Source organism: Prevotella sp. P5-126 (genome assembly GCF_002251185.1).
Taxonomy (GTDB): Bacteria; Bacteroidota; Bacteroidia; order Bacteroidales; family Bacteroidaceae; genus Prevotella.
This window is the reverse complement of record NZ_NPIZ01000110.1, coordinates 22,320-43,739: the sequence shown is the minus strand read 5'-3', so window position 1 is coordinate 43,739 and position 21,420 is coordinate 22,320. Positions and strand designations below refer to the sequence as shown.

The 21,420-nt window shown below is 42.7% G+C and carries 25 protein-coding genes; all 25 read right to left on the bottom strand.

Annotated elements, in window-relative coordinates; genetic code table 11:
* A partial coding sequence (locus tag CIK90_RS13175; RefSeq protein WP_305775597.1) for a transposase occupies positions 1-451 on the bottom strand: 451 nt, incomplete at its 3' end.
* A gap of 277 nt (positions 452-728) precedes the next feature.
* Positions 729-1,928: a WG repeat-containing protein gene (locus CIK90_RS13170; protein WP_254046365.1), complete on the bottom strand. Its 1,200-nt coding sequence runs from the start codon at positions 1,926-1,928 to the stop codon at positions 729-731.
* Entirely contained in the window at positions 1,925-2,650 is a 726-nt protein-coding gene (locus CIK90_RS13165; protein WP_094465815.1) for a hypothetical protein, read from the bottom strand. The genes CIK90_RS13170 and CIK90_RS13165 overlap by 4 nt, the downstream gene beginning before the upstream one ends.
* Before the next feature lie 20 nt (positions 2,651-2,670).
* A complete protein-coding gene (locus CIK90_RS13160; protein WP_094465813.1) occupies positions 2,671-3,066 on the bottom strand; it encodes a YbjN domain-containing protein in 396 nt (131 codons plus the stop codon).
* Positions 3,067-3,078: 12 nt separating this feature from the next.
* Positions 3,079-3,501 carry a hypothetical protein gene (locus CIK90_RS13155; protein ID WP_094465811.1) on the bottom strand — a complete coding sequence of 141 codons (423 nt, stop codon included), beginning with the start codon at positions 3,499-3,501 and terminating at the stop codon, positions 3,079-3,081.
* A gap of 30 nt (positions 3,502-3,531) precedes the next feature.
* Positions 3,532-4,518 carry an ATP-binding protein gene (locus tag CIK90_RS13150; protein ID WP_158216078.1) on the bottom strand — a complete coding sequence of 329 codons (987 nt, stop codon included), beginning with the start codon at positions 4,516-4,518 and terminating at the stop codon, positions 3,532-3,534.
* A 169-nt stretch (positions 4,519-4,687) separates the two neighbouring features.
* A complete protein-coding gene (locus CIK90_RS13145; RefSeq protein ID WP_158216077.1) occupies positions 4,688-5,170 on the bottom strand; it encodes a hypothetical protein in 483 nt (160 codons plus the stop codon).
* A 22-nt stretch (positions 5,171-5,192) separates the two neighbouring features.
* Positions 5,193-5,762, bottom strand: a complete 570-nt coding sequence (locus CIK90_RS14010; protein WP_144007291.1) for a hypothetical protein — start codon at positions 5,760-5,762, stop codon at positions 5,193-5,195.
* Positions 5,763-5,781: 19 nt separating this feature from the next.
* On the bottom strand, positions 5,782-6,726 hold the full coding sequence (locus CIK90_RS13140; protein ID WP_094465805.1) for a hypothetical protein: 945 nt from the start codon (positions 6,724-6,726) through the stop codon (positions 5,782-5,784).
* Complete coding sequence (locus tag CIK90_RS13135) at positions 6,723-7,505, bottom strand: hypothetical protein (RefSeq protein WP_094465803.1); 783 nt, start codon at positions 7,503-7,505, stop codon at positions 6,723-6,725. The genes CIK90_RS13140 and CIK90_RS13135 overlap by 4 nt, the downstream gene beginning before the upstream one ends.
* A 239-nt stretch (positions 7,506-7,744) precedes the next feature.
* Positions 7,745-8,302: a hypothetical protein gene (locus tag CIK90_RS13130; protein WP_094465801.1), complete on the bottom strand. Its 558-nt coding sequence runs from the start codon at positions 8,300-8,302 to the stop codon at positions 7,745-7,747.
* Positions 8,303-8,318: 16 nt separating this feature from the next.
* Complete coding sequence (locus CIK90_RS13125) at positions 8,319-8,867, bottom strand: hypothetical protein (RefSeq protein ID WP_144007290.1); 549 nt, start codon at positions 8,865-8,867, stop codon at positions 8,319-8,321.
* 76 nt (positions 8,868-8,943) lie between these two features.
* A complete protein-coding gene (locus CIK90_RS13120) occupies positions 8,944-9,879 on the bottom strand; it encodes a hypothetical protein (protein ID WP_158216076.1) in 936 nt (311 codons plus the stop codon).
* Positions 9,880-9,893: 14 nt separating this feature from the next.
* Positions 9,894-11,768 carry a bifunctional (p)ppGpp synthetase/guanosine-3',5'-bis(diphosphate) 3'-pyrophosphohydrolase gene (locus CIK90_RS13115; protein ID WP_094465817.1) on the bottom strand — a complete coding sequence of 625 codons (1,875 nt, stop codon included), beginning with the start codon at positions 11,766-11,768 and terminating at the stop codon, positions 9,894-9,896.
* Positions 11,769-11,965: 197 nt separating this feature from the next.
* Positions 11,966-12,649 (bottom strand): PP2C family serine/threonine-protein phosphatase, encoded by a 684-nt coding sequence (locus CIK90_RS13110; RefSeq protein WP_094465795.1) that lies wholly within the window; start codon positions 12,647-12,649, stop codon positions 11,966-11,968.
* A gap of 55 nt (positions 12,650-12,704) precedes the next feature.
* Positions 12,705-13,229 (bottom strand): hypothetical protein, encoded by a 525-nt coding sequence (locus CIK90_RS13105; protein ID WP_094465793.1) that lies wholly within the window; start codon positions 13,227-13,229, stop codon positions 12,705-12,707.
* A gap of 14 nt (positions 13,230-13,243) precedes the next feature.
* Complete coding sequence (locus CIK90_RS13100; RefSeq protein ID WP_094465791.1) at positions 13,244-15,376, bottom strand: dynamin family protein; 2,133 nt, start codon at positions 15,374-15,376, stop codon at positions 13,244-13,246.
* Between the two features lie 23 nt (positions 15,377-15,399).
* Complete coding sequence (locus tag CIK90_RS13095) at positions 15,400-16,008, bottom strand: hypothetical protein (protein ID WP_158216075.1); 609 nt, start codon at positions 16,006-16,008, stop codon at positions 15,400-15,402.
* Positions 16,009-16,038: 30 nt separating this feature from the next.
* Entirely contained in the window at positions 16,039-16,440 is a 402-nt protein-coding gene (locus tag CIK90_RS13090; RefSeq protein ID WP_094465788.1) for a hypothetical protein, read from the bottom strand.
* Positions 16,441-16,455: 15 nt separating this feature from the next.
* Positions 16,456-16,854 carry a hypothetical protein gene (locus CIK90_RS13085; RefSeq protein WP_042517711.1) on the bottom strand — a complete coding sequence of 133 codons (399 nt, stop codon included), beginning with the start codon at positions 16,852-16,854 and terminating at the stop codon, positions 16,456-16,458.
* Positions 16,851-17,285 (bottom strand): hypothetical protein, encoded by a 435-nt coding sequence (locus CIK90_RS13080; RefSeq protein WP_094465786.1) that lies wholly within the window; start codon positions 17,283-17,285, stop codon positions 16,851-16,853. Before CIK90_RS13080 ends, CIK90_RS13085 begins: the two co-directional genes overlap by 4 nt.
* 77 nt (positions 17,286-17,362) lie before the next feature.
* The gene (locus CIK90_RS13075; protein ID WP_094465784.1) at positions 17,363-18,529 is read right to left on the bottom strand and encodes a hypothetical protein; all 1,167 of its coding nucleotides are present in this window, start codon (positions 18,527-18,529) and stop codon (positions 17,363-17,365) included.
* Between the two features lie 176 nt (positions 18,530-18,705).
* On the bottom strand, positions 18,706-19,995 hold the full coding sequence (locus tag CIK90_RS13070; protein WP_094465782.1) for a hypothetical protein: 1,290 nt from the start codon (positions 19,993-19,995) through the stop codon (positions 18,706-18,708).
* On the bottom strand, positions 19,979-20,740 hold the full coding sequence (locus tag CIK90_RS13065) for a hypothetical protein (protein ID WP_094465780.1): 762 nt from the start codon (positions 20,738-20,740) through the stop codon (positions 19,979-19,981). Before CIK90_RS13065 ends, CIK90_RS13070 begins: the two co-directional genes overlap by 17 nt.
* 2 nt (positions 20,741-20,742) lie before the next feature.
* Positions 20,743-21,414, bottom strand: a complete 672-nt coding sequence (locus tag CIK90_RS13060; protein WP_094465778.1) for a hypothetical protein — start codon at positions 21,412-21,414, stop codon at positions 20,743-20,745.
* Between the last annotated feature and the right edge of the window lie 6 nt (positions 21,415-21,420).

Below are 21,420 nucleotides of genomic sequence, written 5' to 3'. Positions count from 1 at the left end.
AACCCATTGTTCCTTTTCCGTCAGTGGCAATTCCCTTGAATACCTTATTGGCATATCTCCTGAGATTATGGCATACGGGTATCATCGTGGAATCAACGAATGTTATGCCAGTACATCTTCCGAAAGCTCCCAGATTAAGGAAGAACATGAGCTGGAAGAACACGCGGCTTTCCAACTCCACAAAGCGGTTGTACGACACAGCTTTCGGAAAATAAGACTTCATCGTACCCTTAATAAAGAACAGGTAGTAGTGCTTGAAATTGCGGAATGTACCGAAATGGAAATACAACAGAATCGTCATGATTTCACTGTCGGACAACGATGCTGCACGCCGTCTACGCTTCACTCCGCTATTGTCTTCCAGCAAATTTCCTGCATTTTCTGCATCAAAATGTTTGCAAAACTCGTCTATAATACAAAATAATTCTGTAACTTTGCAATCGGTAGTCATATTAAATATTTTTGTAACTATTTGATTTTCACCTATAAAGGTACAAGATATTTATGAGACTACCAACTTTTTTATAAACTATTTCTTATCCCGAACTGGGGTATAGTATTTTGAGAGTGTACAAGTTTACTTTAAAAGTTTATGGGTACTGCTACATAGTGATTTACATTCATAACTGTTCTTTGGGTTTCCGTTCAGATTTCTGTTTTTTATGAGAACAAAAGTGATAGCCAGCTTATGAATTCCGACTATCACTTTTATCTAAAAAACACAATATTTACCTGACTTCCTCACCTCTGCCATTGATGATAACACCTCTACATTCTGAGTCCTCACAAAGGTAGAGGTCGTAGGCTATAGCTTTGATGCTACTATATATTGGAGGTGTGATAACCTTACCTTCTGGAGACATCAGACCGTACCAATCATATTCCGTCTCATACTGTTTGCAGCGAGCGACTGCATGTATAGGAGATGGCACAGAATTCATTTCTTCACTTGTCACGTTGCCTTCATCGTCATAGTTCTTTGTTGACTCGTAACGCAACTCGTTGGTCTCGTATGTCAACTGCTCCACATTGTAGATATAGAAGTCATTGATGAGCTTGCCCTGCAAGGTATATCTGCGAATGATATGGTCGGGAGTAATCTCGGTAATCATTTCATCCAATATACTGTATTTGGCTTCGGTGAATGGGAAAACAGTACCCATAGAAGCGTTCAACACACTTTGCTTTTTGCCCTGAGTGATAATCCAGAAAGTATCAACTGGCTCTATTGCATCATATTTGGTAGTCAACACCCAGTTTCCCTGCTTGTCAATCAGACCTACAGTGTTGAGGTCGCTATTTGCAATAACACAATGATTGTTGTGAAACACATAGCCGTCATACTCTGGATTGTATGGAGTCTTTAGGTCTATGGCTACTTTTCCTTTTGCATCAATGAACTTCAGCCATCCATTATCATCGACACAAGCCAGACCGTCGGAAAATATCCACGCATGGGCATACTGAGGCTTGATAGCTACCTCACCAGTCAGAAGGCTTAGATAACCACGTTTGTCTCCACTCTTGTAGCAAGCGAGCGTGTCCCTACCCAACGGCTTGAACAGCCAGTCAATATCTGTAACTGTTTTCTTGCCGTCAGCGTTCTTTACATAGCCAGGGTTGTCATACAAATGGAAGTAGGTGACTCCTCTAGAGAGTTTCATAGTATCAAAAACACATTCTTTAGCTCTGTACTTCCAAGGAAGTTCCTCATAGAACGCATGACAAACACTATACACCACAGCAGCGGTCAGCATCACCATAATGACAGCAAAGGACGAACCGACAACACGGCGTATGAACTTGCCATACTTGGAGTCGTCCTTCATGCCTAATATTGTCGTAAACCAGTTGGCTATACAGGCAAGGATGGCGGTAAATCCGTGCCAAAACAATACGAAAGCTCGTTTCATGGATGTCGATTTCATTTGTTTTCCTCCTCATCAAAGGCTTCATCAGCCATGTTTGCATATAGGTTGCGGCGCTCTGATTCAGATGCCGGAGCCGCACAACAACCTTTCATCTCTGCTGTTTTCCACTTTGCCAGACGACCGAAGAGATTCATACGGGTGCTACTGTCTTTCTGCATCGAAGCACGTGTTCCCTCATTGCTGTAGTCAAAGTTTCGGGCATTGCGGATAGACATTGACATGGCCACCTCTACAGAGTCTTGGTTGGCTCCCATATAAGTAAATGTCCATCCCTCGCCACGCAGCCGTTCCACAAGTTCCTTAATGGTCTTGCCGTTATACTCGCGAGAGGCATTCTCCATACCGTCCGTGATGATGGTAACGACCACCAAAGCATCCTTCATGCCCTGTATATGCTTGTGCATACCAGTCAGCGTCATGCCCATAGCGTCGTAGAGTGGGGTTGTACAACATGGCTGGAAATCCTCTATATTCAGCGGCTTGGCTTCTGCCGCAGGTGTTTTGTCATACACATGCTTTGTCTCACAACTACAGAATGTCACCAACGACACGAAATGGTCCTGAGTATCGGCAAACTTCTCTTGCGCCTTTTTTATGCCAGCTAAGGTTTCGTTGAATCCTTCAACAGCGGCTTGACGTATGCACTCCATCGAACCGCTACGGTCGAGGATGATTACATTGAAGACCTGGGTCTTCTGGATTTCTTTCTTTACTTCCATTTTCTTTTATTTTTATATTGTTAGTCAAATGAACGCATAGTCTTGATGAAGGTTAATCGTACCATGCCAAGAATCTCTATCGCCTTGTCAAGGCAAGTTTTCAAACTCTCCTCGCCATTATAATAGAACTCGCAACCTGCCGAGACATTCTTCAATGTCTGGTCTATATAAACCTTGGCAAGCTTGATTTCGCGAGTTATCTTGTTGCAGACTGCAAGGACTTTGGTTTCTTCCCCTTCATTAACCTCATACATTTGGGGGAATACGACAACAAGATAGTCTTCATCGTCTGAACTTGATCCCATCACATAGAACGTTTTCATCTGATAGCGGATAAATATGTCACCTTCATCATCAATCTGAGGCTTGAACCCTAGAGACTGTAGTACTGAGACTACCATTTCATGTCTTGTCATAATACTTGTCGTTTAGTCGTTGTTATCGTTATCGGAACTTTCATCGCTCTCGCCATTATCAATCTTTTCAATAGAGTCGCGAGCGAACATCAAAGCAGCAGCAAGGTGAAGAATCATATGACGGATCACCTCCTCCAGGTCTTCGTTGCCAAGAAGGTCACGTTCGTAGAATAGCCAGAGCCCCTTGCCAAGGGTGTATGCCTTGACGTATTTAAGGGAGGAGTTGATTTTCTCTTTAAGTGCGTTATAGCCTTCCTTGTTATCTTCCTCCAGATCGTAAATGCCTGGAACAGAGATATTGAGGAAGTCCTCATCATCTTCGTTGTACATATAGAGAAAGTTGATACCCTCATAATAAAAGTGATAACCCAACGATTCGTTGTCTTCCAAGTTAAAGCCCAAGTTTTCAAAGGCTGCCAAAATCTTTTCTTTCATCTGATTTAATTTTTATGGTTATTACTATTGTTATCTAAAGCCTATGGTTACAGGTTTGAGTCCTTTGTCCTTTGGGGAGAACTCGCTCCTCACACGCTCATATTCTCGAAGTGACTTGGTGCTAACAGAAGGACTTCTGGTCGCTATGATTTCTACCAATACTTCCTGCGTGATACCATGTTTCTTTCCGTCAGGGCTCTTGATGGTCTCGTTGAACTTCTTGCGAGCTGCCGACTTGACGATATAGCTGATGTCAGAGCAGTTGTAACCGTTGGTCAATTCGGAAAGATGGGTTGTGTCAATATCGCCTTCTGTGGGGAGTTTCGATAGTTCCAAGGCAAACAGACTCTTGCGTGCTTCCATGTCAGGCATGTCGATATACACCATTTCATCTATACGTCCTGTTCTCAGTACCGCCTTGTCTATGCGTTCTGGATGATTGGTAGCTGCGAGGACATAAACGCCTTTGTCGGAGGCATTGTTGAGCATGCAGAGAAACTCATTTACCTCGCTGTCATAATGTTGATTGCCCTCCTCACCCGAACGTTGTGGCACCATAGCATCAAACTCATCAAAGAAGAGCAAGGTAGGAGCGTTTTTCTCTGCTTCCTTGAAAACCTCGCCAATCTTCTGCTGTGTGCCGTGAACCCAAGTGCAAGCCAAGTCATCAGGAACGATCTTCATAAAATTGATGCCTACCTCCTCTGCCATCTTCTCCGCAAAGAAGGTTTTTCCACATCCTGCTGGGCCGTAAAACAGCATGGACGGAGGCTTGATGCCATAGACTTCGGCACATTCTCGGTTTTGGAGTACGTTGATGAATCCTTCCGTCACTATCTTCTTTAGTTCGTTCATGCCGGCAACATCACCGAAACCATTGCCTTTCTTCTTTAGTGGGGTGGGGTTCTGCTCTACGGCTTCTTTGACTACCTTCTTGGCCTGTTTTTCTGCTGTGTCGGAAGGTTCCTTTCTGCTGATGCGGCGCAACCAGTCTTTTTCTGCTTCTGTCGTATTCATGTGCATTCCTCCTCGTTTCGTTAGTTGTACTTCTATAAAGAAAGATAGGTAGAACAAGCATCTTCTATCATCATTCTTTTGTTTGACTGAAAAAAATCCCTTTCATCATCGTATGATAGCCATCATAGTCTGATGAAAGGGACTGAAAGATTTTGTTATTCTGCAATCTTTACACCTTGTGAGTCGGTGGATTATTCCTCCACTGTTCAATCATCCGCTTGCACCCATCCACAATATGTGAGGCCACACGCTGATACACGGCATCAGTCTGATAGTGCGGATCTATAACTGCGGTATCTGTACCAAATGCCAATTTGTCGAACATGACAATCCTGTCCCAATTCGCATAGTCAAGCACACGAGAAATGGCATTACGGTGTTCCGCATTAAAGATAACAATGCAGTCTGCCTCCTGCAACTTCTCACGAGTAATGGGTGTGGTCATGCCTTTCAGGTCATAGCCCAACTCTCTGGCAATTCGTACCATATTAGCGTCACGAGGGTTTTCTCCCCAGTCCAATGTGCCACGAGAGAACACTTCGATATTATTCATTCCCTCTTGTTCGAGCATCGATTTGAGTACACACTCGGCAAATGGACTTCTGCATGCATTGCCCGTGCAGACAAAGCAAATGGTATATTTCTGTTCCATGACTATTCTTATTATGAGGTTATTACTTTTTGTTGTTTCTCTTGCTTTGCTCGTTGATGACTTGCTTTCTTCGCTTAAACTCCTCGATGGGCATCGGCTCCTTGCCATCTCTCTCCGTGAGCTTATCATAGAAGGCATTAAGCACACGTAATATCTTTGAGGTGCCGTGGCCGCTTTCCTTCAGGTAGCCTTGCAGGGTCAGCGGCTCCTTTCCCTTATCTGCGCCATAGAACACCCAATAGGTGCTGAGAGCGATGTCTGTACGGTGCAGCCCCATGGCACAAGCGATATAGAAACCGCCTCGGTCGATGCGCTCACAAAAATCAGGAAACAACGACACCATACTTTCAACGACATCGGCACGGTTATCAACAGGGTAGTAGAAATACTCCATACCGTACTTTTCACAAAGGTTTTGCATACGTTGGTTCATGCCGTCATTGCGAAGGTCAATGATGGTATGAACGCCTGCGTCCTTGATAACTGGCCAGGCATAGCCCTGACTGCGTGATGACATTGTTTTTCCCCTTACACCTCCGTATGTAGGATGTATGTCGGGAATGTTGAGTGCAAGTATTCTGTTGATATTCATAGTATTTTTGGTACAACTTCTATTTATTCCTATCCGTCAACCATTCTATCAGTTGGTTCATCTCCTTGCTCAGTATACAAAAAGTTGCAGGAAGTTTATGAGGACGAATGACAACCATGCCGATGGTGTATTTGGGATTATCGACAGGGAAACATCCAACAAACGTAAATTCATCAGAAGTTCTTTTATTGTCATCACTTTGCCGTATGTTGTACATACCTGCCAGTTTTACACCTTCTGGAGCAAGTCGATGTTGTATTCCATTTTTCTCAAAAATGCCAGTAGCAATCTTCTTGACATATCCTAAAGATGACTTTTGGTGGTATATTTGATTGAAAGTCATAGCCAACTCTATGGCGTTACTCTTCGCTGTAGTATCACATGCTTGCCTCCATAAATCCGATCCATTTGGCATGGTCGTGAAAGCCTTGTACATTCCGATTCTCGACTTCATCAGTAACGCCTTTTCAAATGTAACTTTTCCATAACCACCTCTTCGCCAATTATGGTCACGTATTTTCAGACTATCACTGACTTCCAATATACCACATTCAGTATCGACTATTCTTCCTAAAGGCGTATTTGACTCCTCTAAACACCTTGCAGCTATAAAGGGTACAAAGATGTCTGTAGAACAGACCTTCTTCTTGAATGGAACATATACCATATCACCACACCCTTCACACTCACCGTCCAACATTTTCTCCAATGATGCCCAAGCTAATACTTCCGATGTTGTTGCGTCCAGGACTACAATCTGTCCATAGACACCTTCTGTTTCCAACATCATGTTTCTATCCAATAGGTAATAGCATGAGTCTATAAGTTCTTTGTCTGCTAATGGACAAATTTCAACACTATCGTTGAAATAGGAAACTTCTTTTCTCTGAGCATAGACACCTACGCAATAGAATATTAGCATGAATACTAATAAAGTTCTAAATGCTTGTTTTATTGTTTTCATTCCGTCTCTACATCTTTAGGTTGTACAATCAGTTCCAATCGCTTGATATCGTCTTCTGTCAGTTGGACATTCCCTCCATTTCTGTAATAGTCGAGCACTCTTTCTGCGCCATATCGGTCCAACACAGCATGTTCTTCTGCTTTCATGTAGTATTCTACAGCAAGTTGCTTGTTTGATTTGCCATTATCGTCAGGTTCATAATAGAGGTCGCCAAGAATCAGATAGGCGAGAGGTACACGATGAGCAATTATGCCAAGCTTTGTTGCATCTGCTCTCAGTCTGCCTTTCCAATCAGGTATGGTTAACAGCAGTTCAGCCAAAGAACAACCTTGTTCAGCCGCATCCTTAACCATGTTCATTCCTGATATGGTGTCACCTTTATCTATAGTTATAATTCCAAGAAGAGTTTTAGCTTCTGGTGAGCCATTATTGCATAGCACATGTTCCACGCTGTCTGTACCTTCTTGAATATAAGACTTATAGCCATCCATCAATAAAAATAGAGTTTTGTATTCATGTCCATCAGGCAAGCCGTAGATATAGTCATCCATGCGATTGATTGCTCCACGCCACTCAGCCATGTGAGCCATAGTAATCATTCCGAAGAAATCCTTTTTCACACCGATACCATCTCGATAACAATCTGCCAGTTTCAAATATGCCGAACCATCGCCCCAGCGAGCTTGATAGAGCAATGACATGACTGAGTCCTGCGGACTGACTGTCATGCTCTTCTGCTCTGTCAACTTCTGCGAACACAAAGTTTCCTCTATCACCATTTGCTCTGAGCAACTTGCAAGAAGCAACATTATTAATACGATCCATAAGAATCCCTTGAATCTCATATTCCAATACCCTAATCCGTGTCGGGCACAACTTCTAAGTTTGTTATTTGTTTGTTTATGAGATATAGAGTATAGAAGTAACTACGTCCTATCAAAAAGCCTCTAATCTTTCGAAATCCTTCTTGAAATCCGACATTCATATTCAATGTCGGTGAAATATACAAGGCATAATGCTATGCTTTAGGCTCATGTTGTACCGATTTGCTTATAAGCTCTTGAGTCTTGTCTCGATGATCATGGTTTTCTCGTAACTCTGTCAATATACTGCAAAACTCCTGCTCAGTCAATATCGTTTTGTATGGATTGCTCTTACCCTTTGTGTGATATAAAATCATACCACGTGTTGCCATTAAAGCTGTACGGAAACGCTCACTCTGTTCGAACATAGCATTATAGGCTTTGCGGACAAGAGCTGTGAATTCTCCGCTCTGTCGGTCTATAGCCTTTCCCTTCCACCATACTATCTGGTCAGTTTGCCATCCTGCCGAAGTCTGTTTCTTTGCATTTTTCCCTTTCATACTACATATTTGACGCTGTTTGTTTATGTCCTGCAGCTTCAATGATTGGAGAAAACCCTCCATACTGCCGCAGACAACGCCATCAAAACGGAAACCATTGCTGCAAAGGTTACTCAACACATCAGCAGGATAAGCATTCTTTGACCATATGTCTATAGCTTGCCCTCTCCATATCTGCCACTTTACTCTTATCTTTCTGAATATTGAAATCATATTCTTCGTTAATTTGTTACAAATAGTAAAACCTCTCGTAGTTGAACTGTGACAACTCACTTTGCGTGGTGTCCAATGCCTTCAAACGTTCTGGTATCTCATGTAGAGGTGTACCATTGTCCAGAAGCCTTCTTAGTTGTGTAAACATGAGACGGTTTGTCTTGTCCATGCTATCCTTATCAGTAACCACACCATACTTTTCTGCTTCACTCATCTCAGATATGATCATACCAGAGAACAAACCATGCAGCCCTTCCTTCTTTGCAAATTCCATGGCATGACACCATATACCGATGATGCCTCCACAATGTTTGCGAAGATAATAGGATTGCGGATGGCCTACAATTATACCGTCAAAGTCTTCTTCCTCATCGCTCTTGCGAAAGAACAAGCCTTTGTCTGAACCATGACCAAGCAGCATGATACGCTCGCTTGGAGACGTGTGGTGAAGCAGATGTCCCATCTCTTTGTTGGAGCAATCCGTTTCAATCAACCGTGCTCCCAACCCTTCATAAAGGATTGAGAGCATTTCGGTCGTTTTATCTGTCGGATGTATCACTAACATAGTCTTTCCTTTTGTCTCGTTTATGATAATAGGGAGAGAAAAGTAACCTCTAATCTATCACTTCATTGGCTTGACATCATCGAAAGTCATCTCTTTCTCTATCAAGAAAATCTTTGGTCAGTTTTACCAGTCTTTTGTTTGCAAGACACAGATGTTCCTGCAAGTTCTTCTTGACAGTATTGTTGTCTATCTTTCCTCTCTTGTAGTTCTTGATGAGCAGATTGATATTTTCGAGTTTACTTCTTAGCAACCATTCAAACAGTGTACCTTGCTCACGAGGCAGATCAGAATACCATTCATCAATGCTTTCACGATGTGCCCGATAGGTGGTTAGCGTGTACATATAGTCATCGTGAATGAGTTTAGTCGTCTCTATGTCATTACCCAAATCCGCCAGTTGCTTATATGCTTCTATCAATCGATAGTCAACTGGCATGACAGAACGCCAGGCAGCCATATTCATATCGGCTTGGGTACCACAGCTGTATGTTCCCATGACTCCATCAATCACCCGAAATAGTTTTTCGTAACTGTTAGGTTCTTGCCATTCACCACCTGTTTTTTCATAGAAGTGCTTCATCTGCAGTCGTGCTACCTCATGCCAGACAAAGGATGCGCTTGCTTCATCCATACCAGAATTGACCATACTTGCGTATGAATCGAACAGGGCAATAACGATAGAAATGGTGTCTTTGTAGTCTTTTGTAATCCACTTATTATACTCTTTATTGTCCATGCCCAAGTCTTCCAAACCGTAGCTACCAGTTTTGCTGTACGCTGTATCAGCGATGGATAGCAAGGAGTCAACCATATGTTCTGAACAAGTAACGTATGCCATCACTTTTTTCTTGTCAACATCCAGATGTTCCAAGACAAATGGAATGCTGTCTTTAGCAACCATCACCGTATCGGATTCCTGATTATCCAATCTGCTTTTGTTCCCCTTACAGGAAACTACGGAAAGGACAATCAGAAACAATACCGTCATTTTGAATATTGTAGTAGTTTTCATGTTGCTCATTTTTGTTATTCAATATCTATTCTTGCCACCTCATCCACATTTTTTATCTTACGGATATTTTCAATGGCTTGCTTTAGTTCGTTGGAAGAATGTACCTCAAAATCCACCGTGGTTTCCACAATGCGGTCTTGGGTTACTGTATGGAGTTCCGAAATGGAGAGGTTCTGTTGCTCTGTAATGCAAGCAACCACGTCACTGAGCAGATGATGACGGTCGATACCACGGATGCAGATACGGACGGGGAAAAGGAATTGTTCGTTCTCCTTGAAATCCACAGCTACAATGGTATCGCCCTGCTTGGATGCCTGACGGATAGCGGTGAGGCAGTTGCGCTTGTGGAGCGTAATCTGTCCCTCTGTATTCTTGAAACCGACGACTTCGTCTCCTGGCAACGGATGGCAGCAGGAACAACGCTTATACTCCATCTTTGGGCGGTCGGTGAAGAAAGAGCCCAAACTACGCTTTGCCTTATAGGTAAGCACATGGTTCTGCCATTCTGCTTCTGGTTCTGCATCCTCTGCAGTACCTATCTCTACACAATCGCCACGATGGAGCATCGTCTTCACAGAGGACAGTTTACCGTTGATACGTGCATACACGGCATGAAGTCCTACTTCGGTATGAATTTCGAAGGCAAAATCGAGTGCAGTGGCATACTTGGGCAGTACGATACATTTGCCTTTGGGTGTGAAAGCCATAATGTTATCATGGTAGAACGATGCCGTCACACCATCCATGTAGTCCATCTCGTTGGTGTGGTAGGCTATATCCTTGAGTACAGCCCTGAACTTTTCCAACCATGCCTTCAGGTTTTCCTCCGTGCGTTCAGCAGTACAGCCAAGGCGGTTGTTGCGTATCATACGTTCAGACGAGATATGCACTTCCTCCCATTGTCCCTTTGGATTGAGAAACTTCACATGGAAACTCTGGTAGCCGTTCTCCTTCGGAGCGTTGATATAATTGACCACAGAACAAGGACGCTCCTTGAAACAGTCGGACAATACGGCATAGATATGCAAACTCTGCTTCTTCTCCTCCTGCAAGCCGTCTGCCTTGTAGATGATACGCAGGTAATGCTTACTGTCGATATGTTCGAAATCACAACATTTGGACTGCATCTTGCGCCAGATACTGTAAGGTGAGCGCATACGGAGCTCGATGCGTGCGTCAATGCCGTTAGCTTCAAGTATCTCCTTAGTCTTGGCGATAAAGACATCCACATCTGGTTTTTCCGACAGCTGAAGTTCAGCCAATTGCTTCTCTATTTGTTCATACTCACGTGGACAGCGATAGCGGAACGACAGGTTTTCAAGTTCCGTCTTTACGTTATACAAACCAAGGCGATTGGCAAGAGGTGCATAGAAATAATCTGTCTCCGAGGCAATCTTCATCTGCTTGTCAGGGCGCATACTGCTGAGCGTGCGCATATTATGAAGTCGGTCTGCCAATTTCACCAGGATGGCACGCACATCAAACTGTACAGACGATAGCATTTGGCGGAAGTTATCCACCTGCTTCGACTGGTCATACTGAGCTTTCTTCTGCTTAGTCACGACACCGACAAGAAATGCCACATCATCCCCGAAACGTTCACGGATCTCATCTATACTATAAGGACAATCCTCCACAACATCATGTTGAAAAGCTGCCATGACAGGGTTTGCTCCCAGCTCCAGCTCTTCTGCCACAATGCGTGCCACGGCAACAGGGTGACTGATATAGGGTTCACCAGACTTGCGCAGTTGGTCTTTGTGGGCATAAGCGGCAAAGTCGTACGCTTCATGCAGCAAGTTCATCTGTTTTTCGTTCACTCGTTGAGCCATCAATGTGAAGATAGCGTCCACATCGGCTTGTATCTTCTTTTCATACTTCTCGTTCATAGTCTTTTCATTTTTATCGTTCATTATAAGAGAGTGGAAGAGTTGTTGATATTATATCAACTTTCTTCAGAAAACATGAGATTTCATGTTGCAGGAGTACCGCCCCATGCTATTCTGCTTCCCAATGCGGCTATAGTCCACAATGAACAGATAGCCATATCAATTCCTAATAGTGTCTTTCTCATCTTGTCTCTCTTTTATTCTATTTCTATCAATATAGCCGTATAGTTGTCATCACCTTGTTTTTGACAGAGAAAATCAAATACATCGAGTATACCTTCTAAGGGGTTGTCGTCCAACATCCTTGCTTGCAGGATGTCGGGTGCCATGCTCTTGTACAAGCCATCAGAACAGAGTAATATCCTATCTCCTTTCTGAATGGTGAACTGCCTAATGTCGGGAACAGCGACTTCTGGACGGTAGCTGAAGAAACAGCGTGACACAATTTCCCATCCGAAGTCAATGCGCACATGATCTTCGGTTTGGTAAAGTAATCCCTCACCTTGCCTTAGCAGATAGCAACGGCTGTCGCCCACATGGGCTATTGTCGCCTTGTCACCTTCAATGCTGGCCATGACCATCGTAGTACCCATCTCTGCATGGCTGAGGTCATAGGATTTCTGGTTGATGGCATTACAAGCCTTTCTGCAAGCCATAACAACTTTTTGGTCACTGTCTGGAGTGTCTGTATTATCCTGCCAGTATTTTGAAATGGCATTGCAGACAGCCTCACTTGCCACCTCGCCAAAGGAATGACCTCCCATGCCGTCACATACTATGCCCATAAAGCGATTATGCTCTGGCATTTCCAGGACGTTAAAGCAATCTTCATTATTGCTTCGCCGACCAGTCTTGCTGATTGTCGCATATTTGATTTTCATTATCTTTTGTTTTTATGTTTATATCGTTTTTGAGAAAGAAGTAACCTAATGATACTCACTCAATATACTTTTCCAGACTAATTTCCATATCTAACATTTGATGGCTGATATTGGTGATTATCATCTTTTCAGCTTTTGCAATTCGCTTGTTTCTGAAGGACACATTGAACGTATTTAGTACTACCAGGAACAAAGTCGGGTAGAAACATTGCTCTATCAGACTCATGTTTGTCCTGGAATGTAATAGCCATGCCACTATTCCCGTCAACACAAAAGCCAAAACGAAGTACCAACTATTGGATGGAAGTTTGTTGTTGTCTGGCTCTATGAAACTTTGCTCCATTGCTTCTGTCATAAAATTCAAGGCTTTGTCGGGAGCTGCATTATGAAAACTCTGGAACCACATACCTTGCGCTAATACGCCTTGTGGCCACTTGGCAATCTCCTTTTGCAGTTTTTCTGTGAGTCGCTGCACATCCACCTTGCCGTTGAACTTGATTTGTCGTTTGGCTTCAGACAACACAATATCATGGATGTCATGCCACTGGCTCCTGAATATCTCTTGTCGTTGTTTTTCCATTGTGAATAGACATTTTATAATGTTGCCAATTCCTCTGCGTATGGTATGCCAAACACATCGAGATAACAGCACTTGATTTCTGATGCCATTGTCGTAAGGATGCCTGTTGTGCGCTGCCGTTCATGATCTGCATTGAAATGATTGTCGTTTATATTGCGCTCTATCTCTGCCAAACGCAATCTCTCATCTGTCAAACGTTGACGACTCTCACCACACTTGGCACTCTTTACCTCATTCACCTTAATGGCGATATTGGCATTCATCTCATGCAACCGTTCATCCAGCTTGGTATGTATCTCCTTCAAAGCTGCATTTTTGCTGTCTGTAAGCATACGGTCGACCATTTCGTTTTTGCCGTTCTTGATCTGTAACCATTCAATGAGTCCACAGATGATAATCCCCCAACCGCCTGTGACGATTTGGATGACCATCCATTGCCACACGCCATTGAACACCGCCTTGCGGATAAACTCCATCCATGCGGTATGTCCTCCTGCACAGTTCTTCACGATGGCACTGGCATCGCCTACGCAATAGGAGATGACGGCTTGTAACCAGTCTTGGTCTTCTTGCTTGCCCATTTCTGGTCTTTCCGTAAGGGTATCTCCCAGACGTGAAAACAGTCCAGCCACATTGACCAAGTTAGTGTTTACACTCTGTTCTGCTTCGCCGATGGCATTCTGAAGGACGGATTTGTTCGTTTCCATGAAATGATCTATCTTTTCAGAGATATGATCGGCAATGATTTGTGAGAAAGGTTGGAGCAGGCGTTTCATTTCTTCCATGCGCTCCTCCTTCGACTTGAACAGATTTATGTTACTTACTGCCAGGGAAAGGTAGTCTTTCATACCAAAGCGTATCTTCTCATGCAAGATTGCTAAATCGACCTCCCACGTGCTATCCACACTGTCAATGGCATTGCGGATAAGCAAAGCTATGGTATTTTGAAGTTTCAGCGTGCAGTTGTCGAAAGCGGTTTCTGTAGCTTCCAGTCCTGTCTCTATCTCGTTAATGATGCGCTGGCATTCAGCCTTCTGTTCCGCAGTCATTTCTGCATTATGCTCGTAGATGGCTAGGTCTTCACGCACCTTTTCCACAGCATCATTATAGGTGCCAAGCAATGTACGGAAGACTTTTCCGTATTGTGCCAAACAACGCTCATCGGTAGAAAGGAACTCCTGCAGAGCCTTTTCGAATGGAAGGAACTGGCTGCGTTGTAGCTTCAGTTCAATCTTTTCTTGTGAGAGCGGCACGTCTTTTTGCAGGTCTTCATCAAAGGTCATACCTCTTCTTGCATCCAAGGCTAATAACGAGGATAGTCCGAACACTCGCTTGCACATCAATGCTTCGTCCACGCTTCCGTCAGCCTTGGTGAAGCAGCCTTTCACATCCTGCCGTACTCGTTCAAGAGCTTGTTCTCGCTCCACATTGGATGCTATAAGGTCTATCTTGTTCAGAATGAAGAACACATTGCCCGGATTAGCCTTGAAATTATCATTGAAGTATTCACGGTCGGTTTCCGCAAAGCCACGTTCGCCGCATACATAGACGATGGCTTGAGCCTTGGCAGCAATGTCAAGTGCCAGTTCTGTTGCCACTTCCTTATCTTCCAACCCTGGAGTATCTACAATGTTAACTCCATTCTGCATCAATGGCAGTGAACATCTGATGATGGAGTAGACCACATTCCTGAAACTAGGAACATTACCTGTAGATGCCAATGCTTCTGTATCTGCTATGCCATAGCGATAGGTCTGCATGAACTCGTCCTTGCTAATGTGCTCTATTCTGCCATGTGTAACGCTTCCGTCTTCATTTACGATATCCTTATAATGTATCTCCACATCATCTTCTTCGCAACCGAACTGGACGAATGTGAGTATGGCGGTACTTGGCAATGCATATTCTGGCAATACCCTACTGCCTAACAGGGCATTGATGAGGGTACTCTTACCTGAGGTGAATGTTCCCATGACAACTACACGGAACAGCCCGTCTGTCACCATTTGTGCTTCTTCACGGCATCTGTTGGACTGGAGCATCATGCCCAACCCTATCTCATTATTGTCAATTACCTGTCGTTGTCCTGCCAATTCTGCCATAGTGTTGAGGGCAGAAACAAGTCTTGTATTTTTATCTTTACTCATTTTTCCTTTAAACTTATTGTTGTTCACAAACAAAAGAAACTCTCAAAGTTGCGATGGTTGACACATGTGTCATTATAGGCTCTTTGCTGCAATATTTCGGGAATCTTGTATAGCGGTACATGATTGGTCAATAGTTTGCCAAGAGTGCGGTAGAGAGTATAATTCGACCTTTCAATATACATATCAAGGGTGATTTCTCCATAATTTTCAGCATCTTTAGCATTAAAGAAGAAAGTGCTGGCAAATAGTCCATGAAGACGATTCCTACGTGCGAACTCTACTGCATTAGGCCATATTCCAATGATATTTCCATTGTGTCTGCGAAGATTGTAGGCATGTATTCTGTTCAGCACGATCTGTGGAGTTCCAATCTGACAGTTTGCCAGACGTTGTACCCACACTGGATTATCCAAATCACTCGGACTGATTTCAAGCACATCGTTAAAACGCTCTCTATACAGTCCACGGCAATCACCATAACCAATTATTAATATGGGTTCTTCTTTGGGCGTTTGCCAGAGTAATTGTCCAATGCCACGTTCATACCATTCGTCCTCTACCACATGTACATTAGGCATATTGGCATATATGGTCTCTGCCAAAGAGGTTGATTTATCTTTAGGATGTATCACCAACATTTTGCACTTCTTTGATTGTTATACTTAGTTCATATCCAACGTGATTTCCATGCCTGACTCAGAAAAATGCACTCCAGACAAGGAAAGATATGCGAGAAAATTCTTTAATTCGGTAACGTTCTCAGGATATACATTGATGCGTTTGCTGTCGGTGTCTATTTCAATGCCTTGGGGAATCTGCTTCTCGATATGGGTAATAGCACCAGAAATCAGTAGAGATATTGCCTTACTACATTCATACGACATACATATAACATCCTTGCGCATTGCTTCAATTCGTACTGAAACACAAATTGCTGGAATGAATTTATGTGGAGTGTATTCGATGGACAAGGTCTTATCATCCACCTGCTTTATGGAAGGACGAACTAAGTAGTGCTTCTCTACATAGTTGGACACTTCTTCGTAATAAACTGAAACTTTCATAGGCTGACTGTTTTGTTATTCAAAGGCAAAGACAGATATGCAGCGTCTGCACTTTAATGTATTGTTCTGACTGATGCCCCATTTAATTTCTACATTTTTGTTGGCAAACATGGTCAAGCAATCACTTATCCCTTCCATTTCATCCATCATCAATTCCTCTCCTTCTTTATAGGATATTGAAACAATGATATTTGAAAGCTTGTTTGAACAACGTTTCCGAATCTCTGCCATTGCATTATCTGTGAGTTCTGTGACAGAGGCATTGTCTTCATTTCTTATAGCCACTACAGGACGATGGCTTTCTGCAAATGCCTTGAAGTCGTCCCAGTCAAGATTTATAAGCCCAGAATGTAAAGCTATGTCATCGATATATGCCTTTGTGATTTGCCACTCTCTTGTTATTACTTGTATCATGCCTTTTCTGTTTTTTCTTGTAATCCTGAATTTTCTAATACTCTTTCTTCACACAGCGACAGGACTTCTTGTTTGAAGTTCTCTCTTGTAACCAACTGTTGGAGTTCTTCGATAGTCTTGCACGCATTGATGAAGACTGAATGGTCATGTATGACTCCATCCCTTCCTTTGAATTGCAGGGTTATAGCGATTGAATATAGAGGTGGCTCTATATCCATTCGCATGACAGACACCCCCATTTTCTTGATAGGTGTATGATTAGATGCTATATTCATTGTGGCATGAACCATCTTGTCAAATGGTAATGTCTTGTCTAATTCAACAAGGAAAGTTTCATCATGCAATACTTGAGAAACAAACTTTGCATAGTTTTCCACGTTCTTCAACAAGTTCACTGTTATATTGTTGCTTATTGTAATATCTTTGCTCATCTTATTTGATTTATTTTATAATAAAAGAGGAATGAAAGTTTGATGCTCTATCACTATTTGCACCAAACTTTCTCCGACTATTTTGCATTTTTCGACCACCAATCCTTAACCGCCTTGTTGAAACGGGCATTCAGTCTGGAATACTTGGTGTCAACCCATGAGCGTTTTCTTCCGATACGTTCAGCCACTTCAATCGGTGCAGTATCTTCAATGAAACGCAGGGTCCATACAATACGTTCTTCTTCTGTCCATTTCAACTTCTGAGGTATGGTATAAAGAAAGTCCACCACCTTCTTCTGTAAGTCTTCGTGGTTCAAGTCAACCCCCAACACATCAGCCAATGGGTTAGCATTGCTCTTGCCCTCTTGCCAAACACAGAAGTCCTTGGCAAACTCTTCTGAAACTTCAATGACACGAGGAGTCTTGTCACGCAGAACTAGTTCCTCATATCCACGGTCACTACGGATAAGGCGATCTTTCAAATCTGCTTCGGCTTTTTTCTGGAGTCTGTGCAGATCTTCTTTTTTCAGACAGAAAGACTTCATCATCTTTTCTTCAGTATTACGTTTTACCAAAGTGGAGAAAAGTACATCCTTATACAAACCATTAGGCATGGTATCGTTCAAGATGTATTCCCACATTTCTGGTGCTATAGAAAGGCCGAGAAGACGTGTGTTTCCGGCAGTACGCTCGCGTGTGACGTTGATAAGCTTCATATCTTCTAGGTATCTTATCAGTTCATGTTGAGCGACCTCGGAAAGCCAACAGAAGAAACTGCTCTTGCGTGAGTATTTGTCGAGTATACTCCATGTACCTTCATTCCACAAGAAAGTATAAAGTATGTCGCCAAACTCTTCTACAGATACCTCAATCTTGTATGTTTGTTTGATGTTAGCAAGTATCTTTGAACGGAAACGGCTGATATTGCATCCGTTGGTATTTGTGCTGTAGAAGAATTTTTGGGCAAACAACTGGTCACCTGATTTTAATCGGTTGATGATTTCTTCAGACTCTTCAGTGTTGGCTTCATACCATGCTACTTCACGTGTCACAATACCCCAATAGCGGAGTTCTTCCTTTTCTGTAGCAAACTCCTTATTTGCTTCCGATACCTTGCTCATTATCTTCTGAACAAGTTCTTCATCACCTATCGAGAGTGTTTTCTTCTTACTCTCAATTTCCAAACGGACAACCTCTACAAGACCGAGGATAGTCTGCTTTGCAGTAAAATCGTTTGTTCTCATATCTGTCAAAATCCTTAAATTTATACATACAAAAAACCGAACCTTACATCGGATTTTCTGATGCAAAGTTCGGTGGATTTTGACAGGTTGGCTGTTCTTTGCTATGTGAACAACGTGAGTCTTATATCTTCACTGATTATCAATATGTTAGAGTTGTATATTTAAACATTTTAACACTAAATCAGTGCCATGATTTTTTCAGGCAAAATAATGTGTTTTGGCAGAACTGCAAGGTGGGCTTTCATATCTTGCAAAAGGAACGGCTCTGCAGGTTCCTGCATCCTTTCGCAGGTATTTCCAATGTCTTCACGAATACTTTTCAGCACTGTGTACAAGCCTTTCTGTTGTAATTCGCCTTCCGAATTGAAATTCTTCACCATGTCGGTAAATATTGTTTCTCCATTGATGCCATAAGTCATCTCGTACAGTTTTCCAAAGAGCTGCTTGTATTGGATAATGTTCAACGTATCAACCTTGTCACCGTTTTTCTTGCGGTCTATAAGATAGATAAGATAAAGCACAAAACCTGCACTTCGGCTGAAATGTACCATTAATCTCTCGTCACCTCTGCTTAGAAAGAGACGATAATGACCGTCCGTCTTTCGTGTTTTATCAATTTTTTCAGACCAGCGTATCTCCAAATCCATTGACGAGACTTCTGCCAAATGTTTCGGATTGACGAAATCGGACATCTTCTCTTGTAATTTTGGTGATTGCCTTTGGAAGAACATTCGTAGAGTAGCTGGATCTATAGACTTAATGATAAATTCTATTTCTGCTTCCATCTTTGGGTCATGCTTCTTATGACTCTTTTTCAAGTTGTCCAACAGACGGTCATACATTTCCATGCGTTGTTTATGGGTGATGACACCCTTAATCTCCATCTGTTCCTTGAGCTTGGCGGTGGAAGATGCCATCCCAAAGGTCGGATGGATTGTATTCTCTGACAGCGCAGCGAAATAGTTGGACTGGAAGCGTTTGTCTGTTATGGCATTCCTTGCAAGTTCAACGAACTCATCTGTATTATCTTCTACAAACGAGCGGAGTAATGCTGCCATATCAAATTTGGCTATGCGTTCTGCCGCATAAATCATCAGATTGATATTTTCAAACAGCTTATCATTGTCAGTCTTGGCAACGATAAATCGCTTCTTTTCATTGAAACCATGTGAAGCCAACTGTATCAGAAAATTGTCACCATGTTGTTCGATATGTTCCTTTATCTTGGGGTGATTTTTTAACTCCACATTCTGGACGACCTCCAATTCATAGGTGTTGTAGTAGTCATCGCAGTCAGCAATCTGCTTAAACTGCTCCATGATGTCCACTGAACGTTTGGCTATGTCTGCCTCTGGATCGGCAATAAGATAAAGACAGTTGTCGGCAAATTGCCCTACTGCACACTGTTCTTCAATCAACTCGCCAATACAAGGCTTGTCTATAGGGTCATTATCTATGATTTTCATCTTCTTGCGCTTTTGATAGTTTGTATTTTAAGACAGCTTGCTTAATCAGATTACTGTCTGGCAAATCTTCTATTCTATATCGTACTGGCTCTTGTGGAGAATATTCCAATTCGTCAAGCAACTGATACCATTCTGTCTTCAGTTTCTTTTTATGTGTAAAGACAAAGGTGGGCATTATCTGTAGCACCATATTCATCATCTTTGTACCGTTCACTATTTGCTGTTCAAGATAGTGCCTTCCACATTCCACAATGTTTTCTCTTATTTTTCCATCGGGGTGAGTAATGCTGTATTTTTGTGTGGATAATGCGTACTTGAACTTTCCTGTAGCCAAGTGATGTCGCTCTGCATATAGTCCGGCTGTTAGATCTGCGGCCAGTTCCTGCATCCAGCGTTCACAGCAAAAAAGCATAAATTGGTACCTGTGAAGGGCTTGGTGAGCCATCTCATGAACGAAACACAAAGTGAAAGCATCTTTGTTGTTGATGCCCGCAGTTCTCAGCATTTCCAAGTTGTATGAAAGCTCACATTCCCCAGCTTTGTCGCCAAGCAATACCTCCGCAAAAGATTCACATTTGCCATTTATTTCAGGTACAGGCAAGCTGAAAAACGATGCCACATCAGCAATGATACGCTGAATGTCATCTTCCGTGACTTCTTCCTTGTCATAAAAGATGGCATTGAATACATTTGCTTCGTGGCGACGCATGTATTTCATCCATTGCTGATGGTCGTATGCTGGCATATTCAAAATCTGTAATACTTGTGCTGTTGGTTTAATATTTCATTGAGGTTCTGCTGTCTGAAAGCCATGAACTCATTGATTAAGTTCTGGATGGTTAGTGGAATACCCCTGCGATGCATTTCTGGAGCGATGTATTTTCCGTGTCTGATGAACAATGCTCGCAAGGTTCCTTCAGGATGGCTTGGACTTCCGTTTGTAAGTATCAATCCCATCACAACCTTGTCAATGGCATTCATATTCCACAAACCAGCACGACATCCCATAAAGAAGTCAGGACACAATTCTGACTCCCATTGTCCGTTAGCCACACCAGGGAATTGGGTGTTCTGGAGGACTCTGTGACCGCACTCGTGGGTCATAACTAACGAGAACGCATCCTTGCTGTCAATTTTCATGTCAATGAGCTGTTGCATATTAAAGCAAAGGACATCATCGTAATAGCTACCTCGATCCCAATTCACGAACATGGTCTGCCCGTTTTGGGCATTTGTGAGGTCTTGTATCATCCTCGGCATCGGAATGTAGAAGAAATCACAAGCCGACTTGATAGCATCGTTGATGTCAGCATCACTCAACCCGAATCGGTTGAAACGTTGCTGGCATCGCTTCAAGAAGTCTTCCATTGAAGGTCTCTGAAGAAACTGGAATGCAGGATTATCGAATATGTTTGCCATAATGGT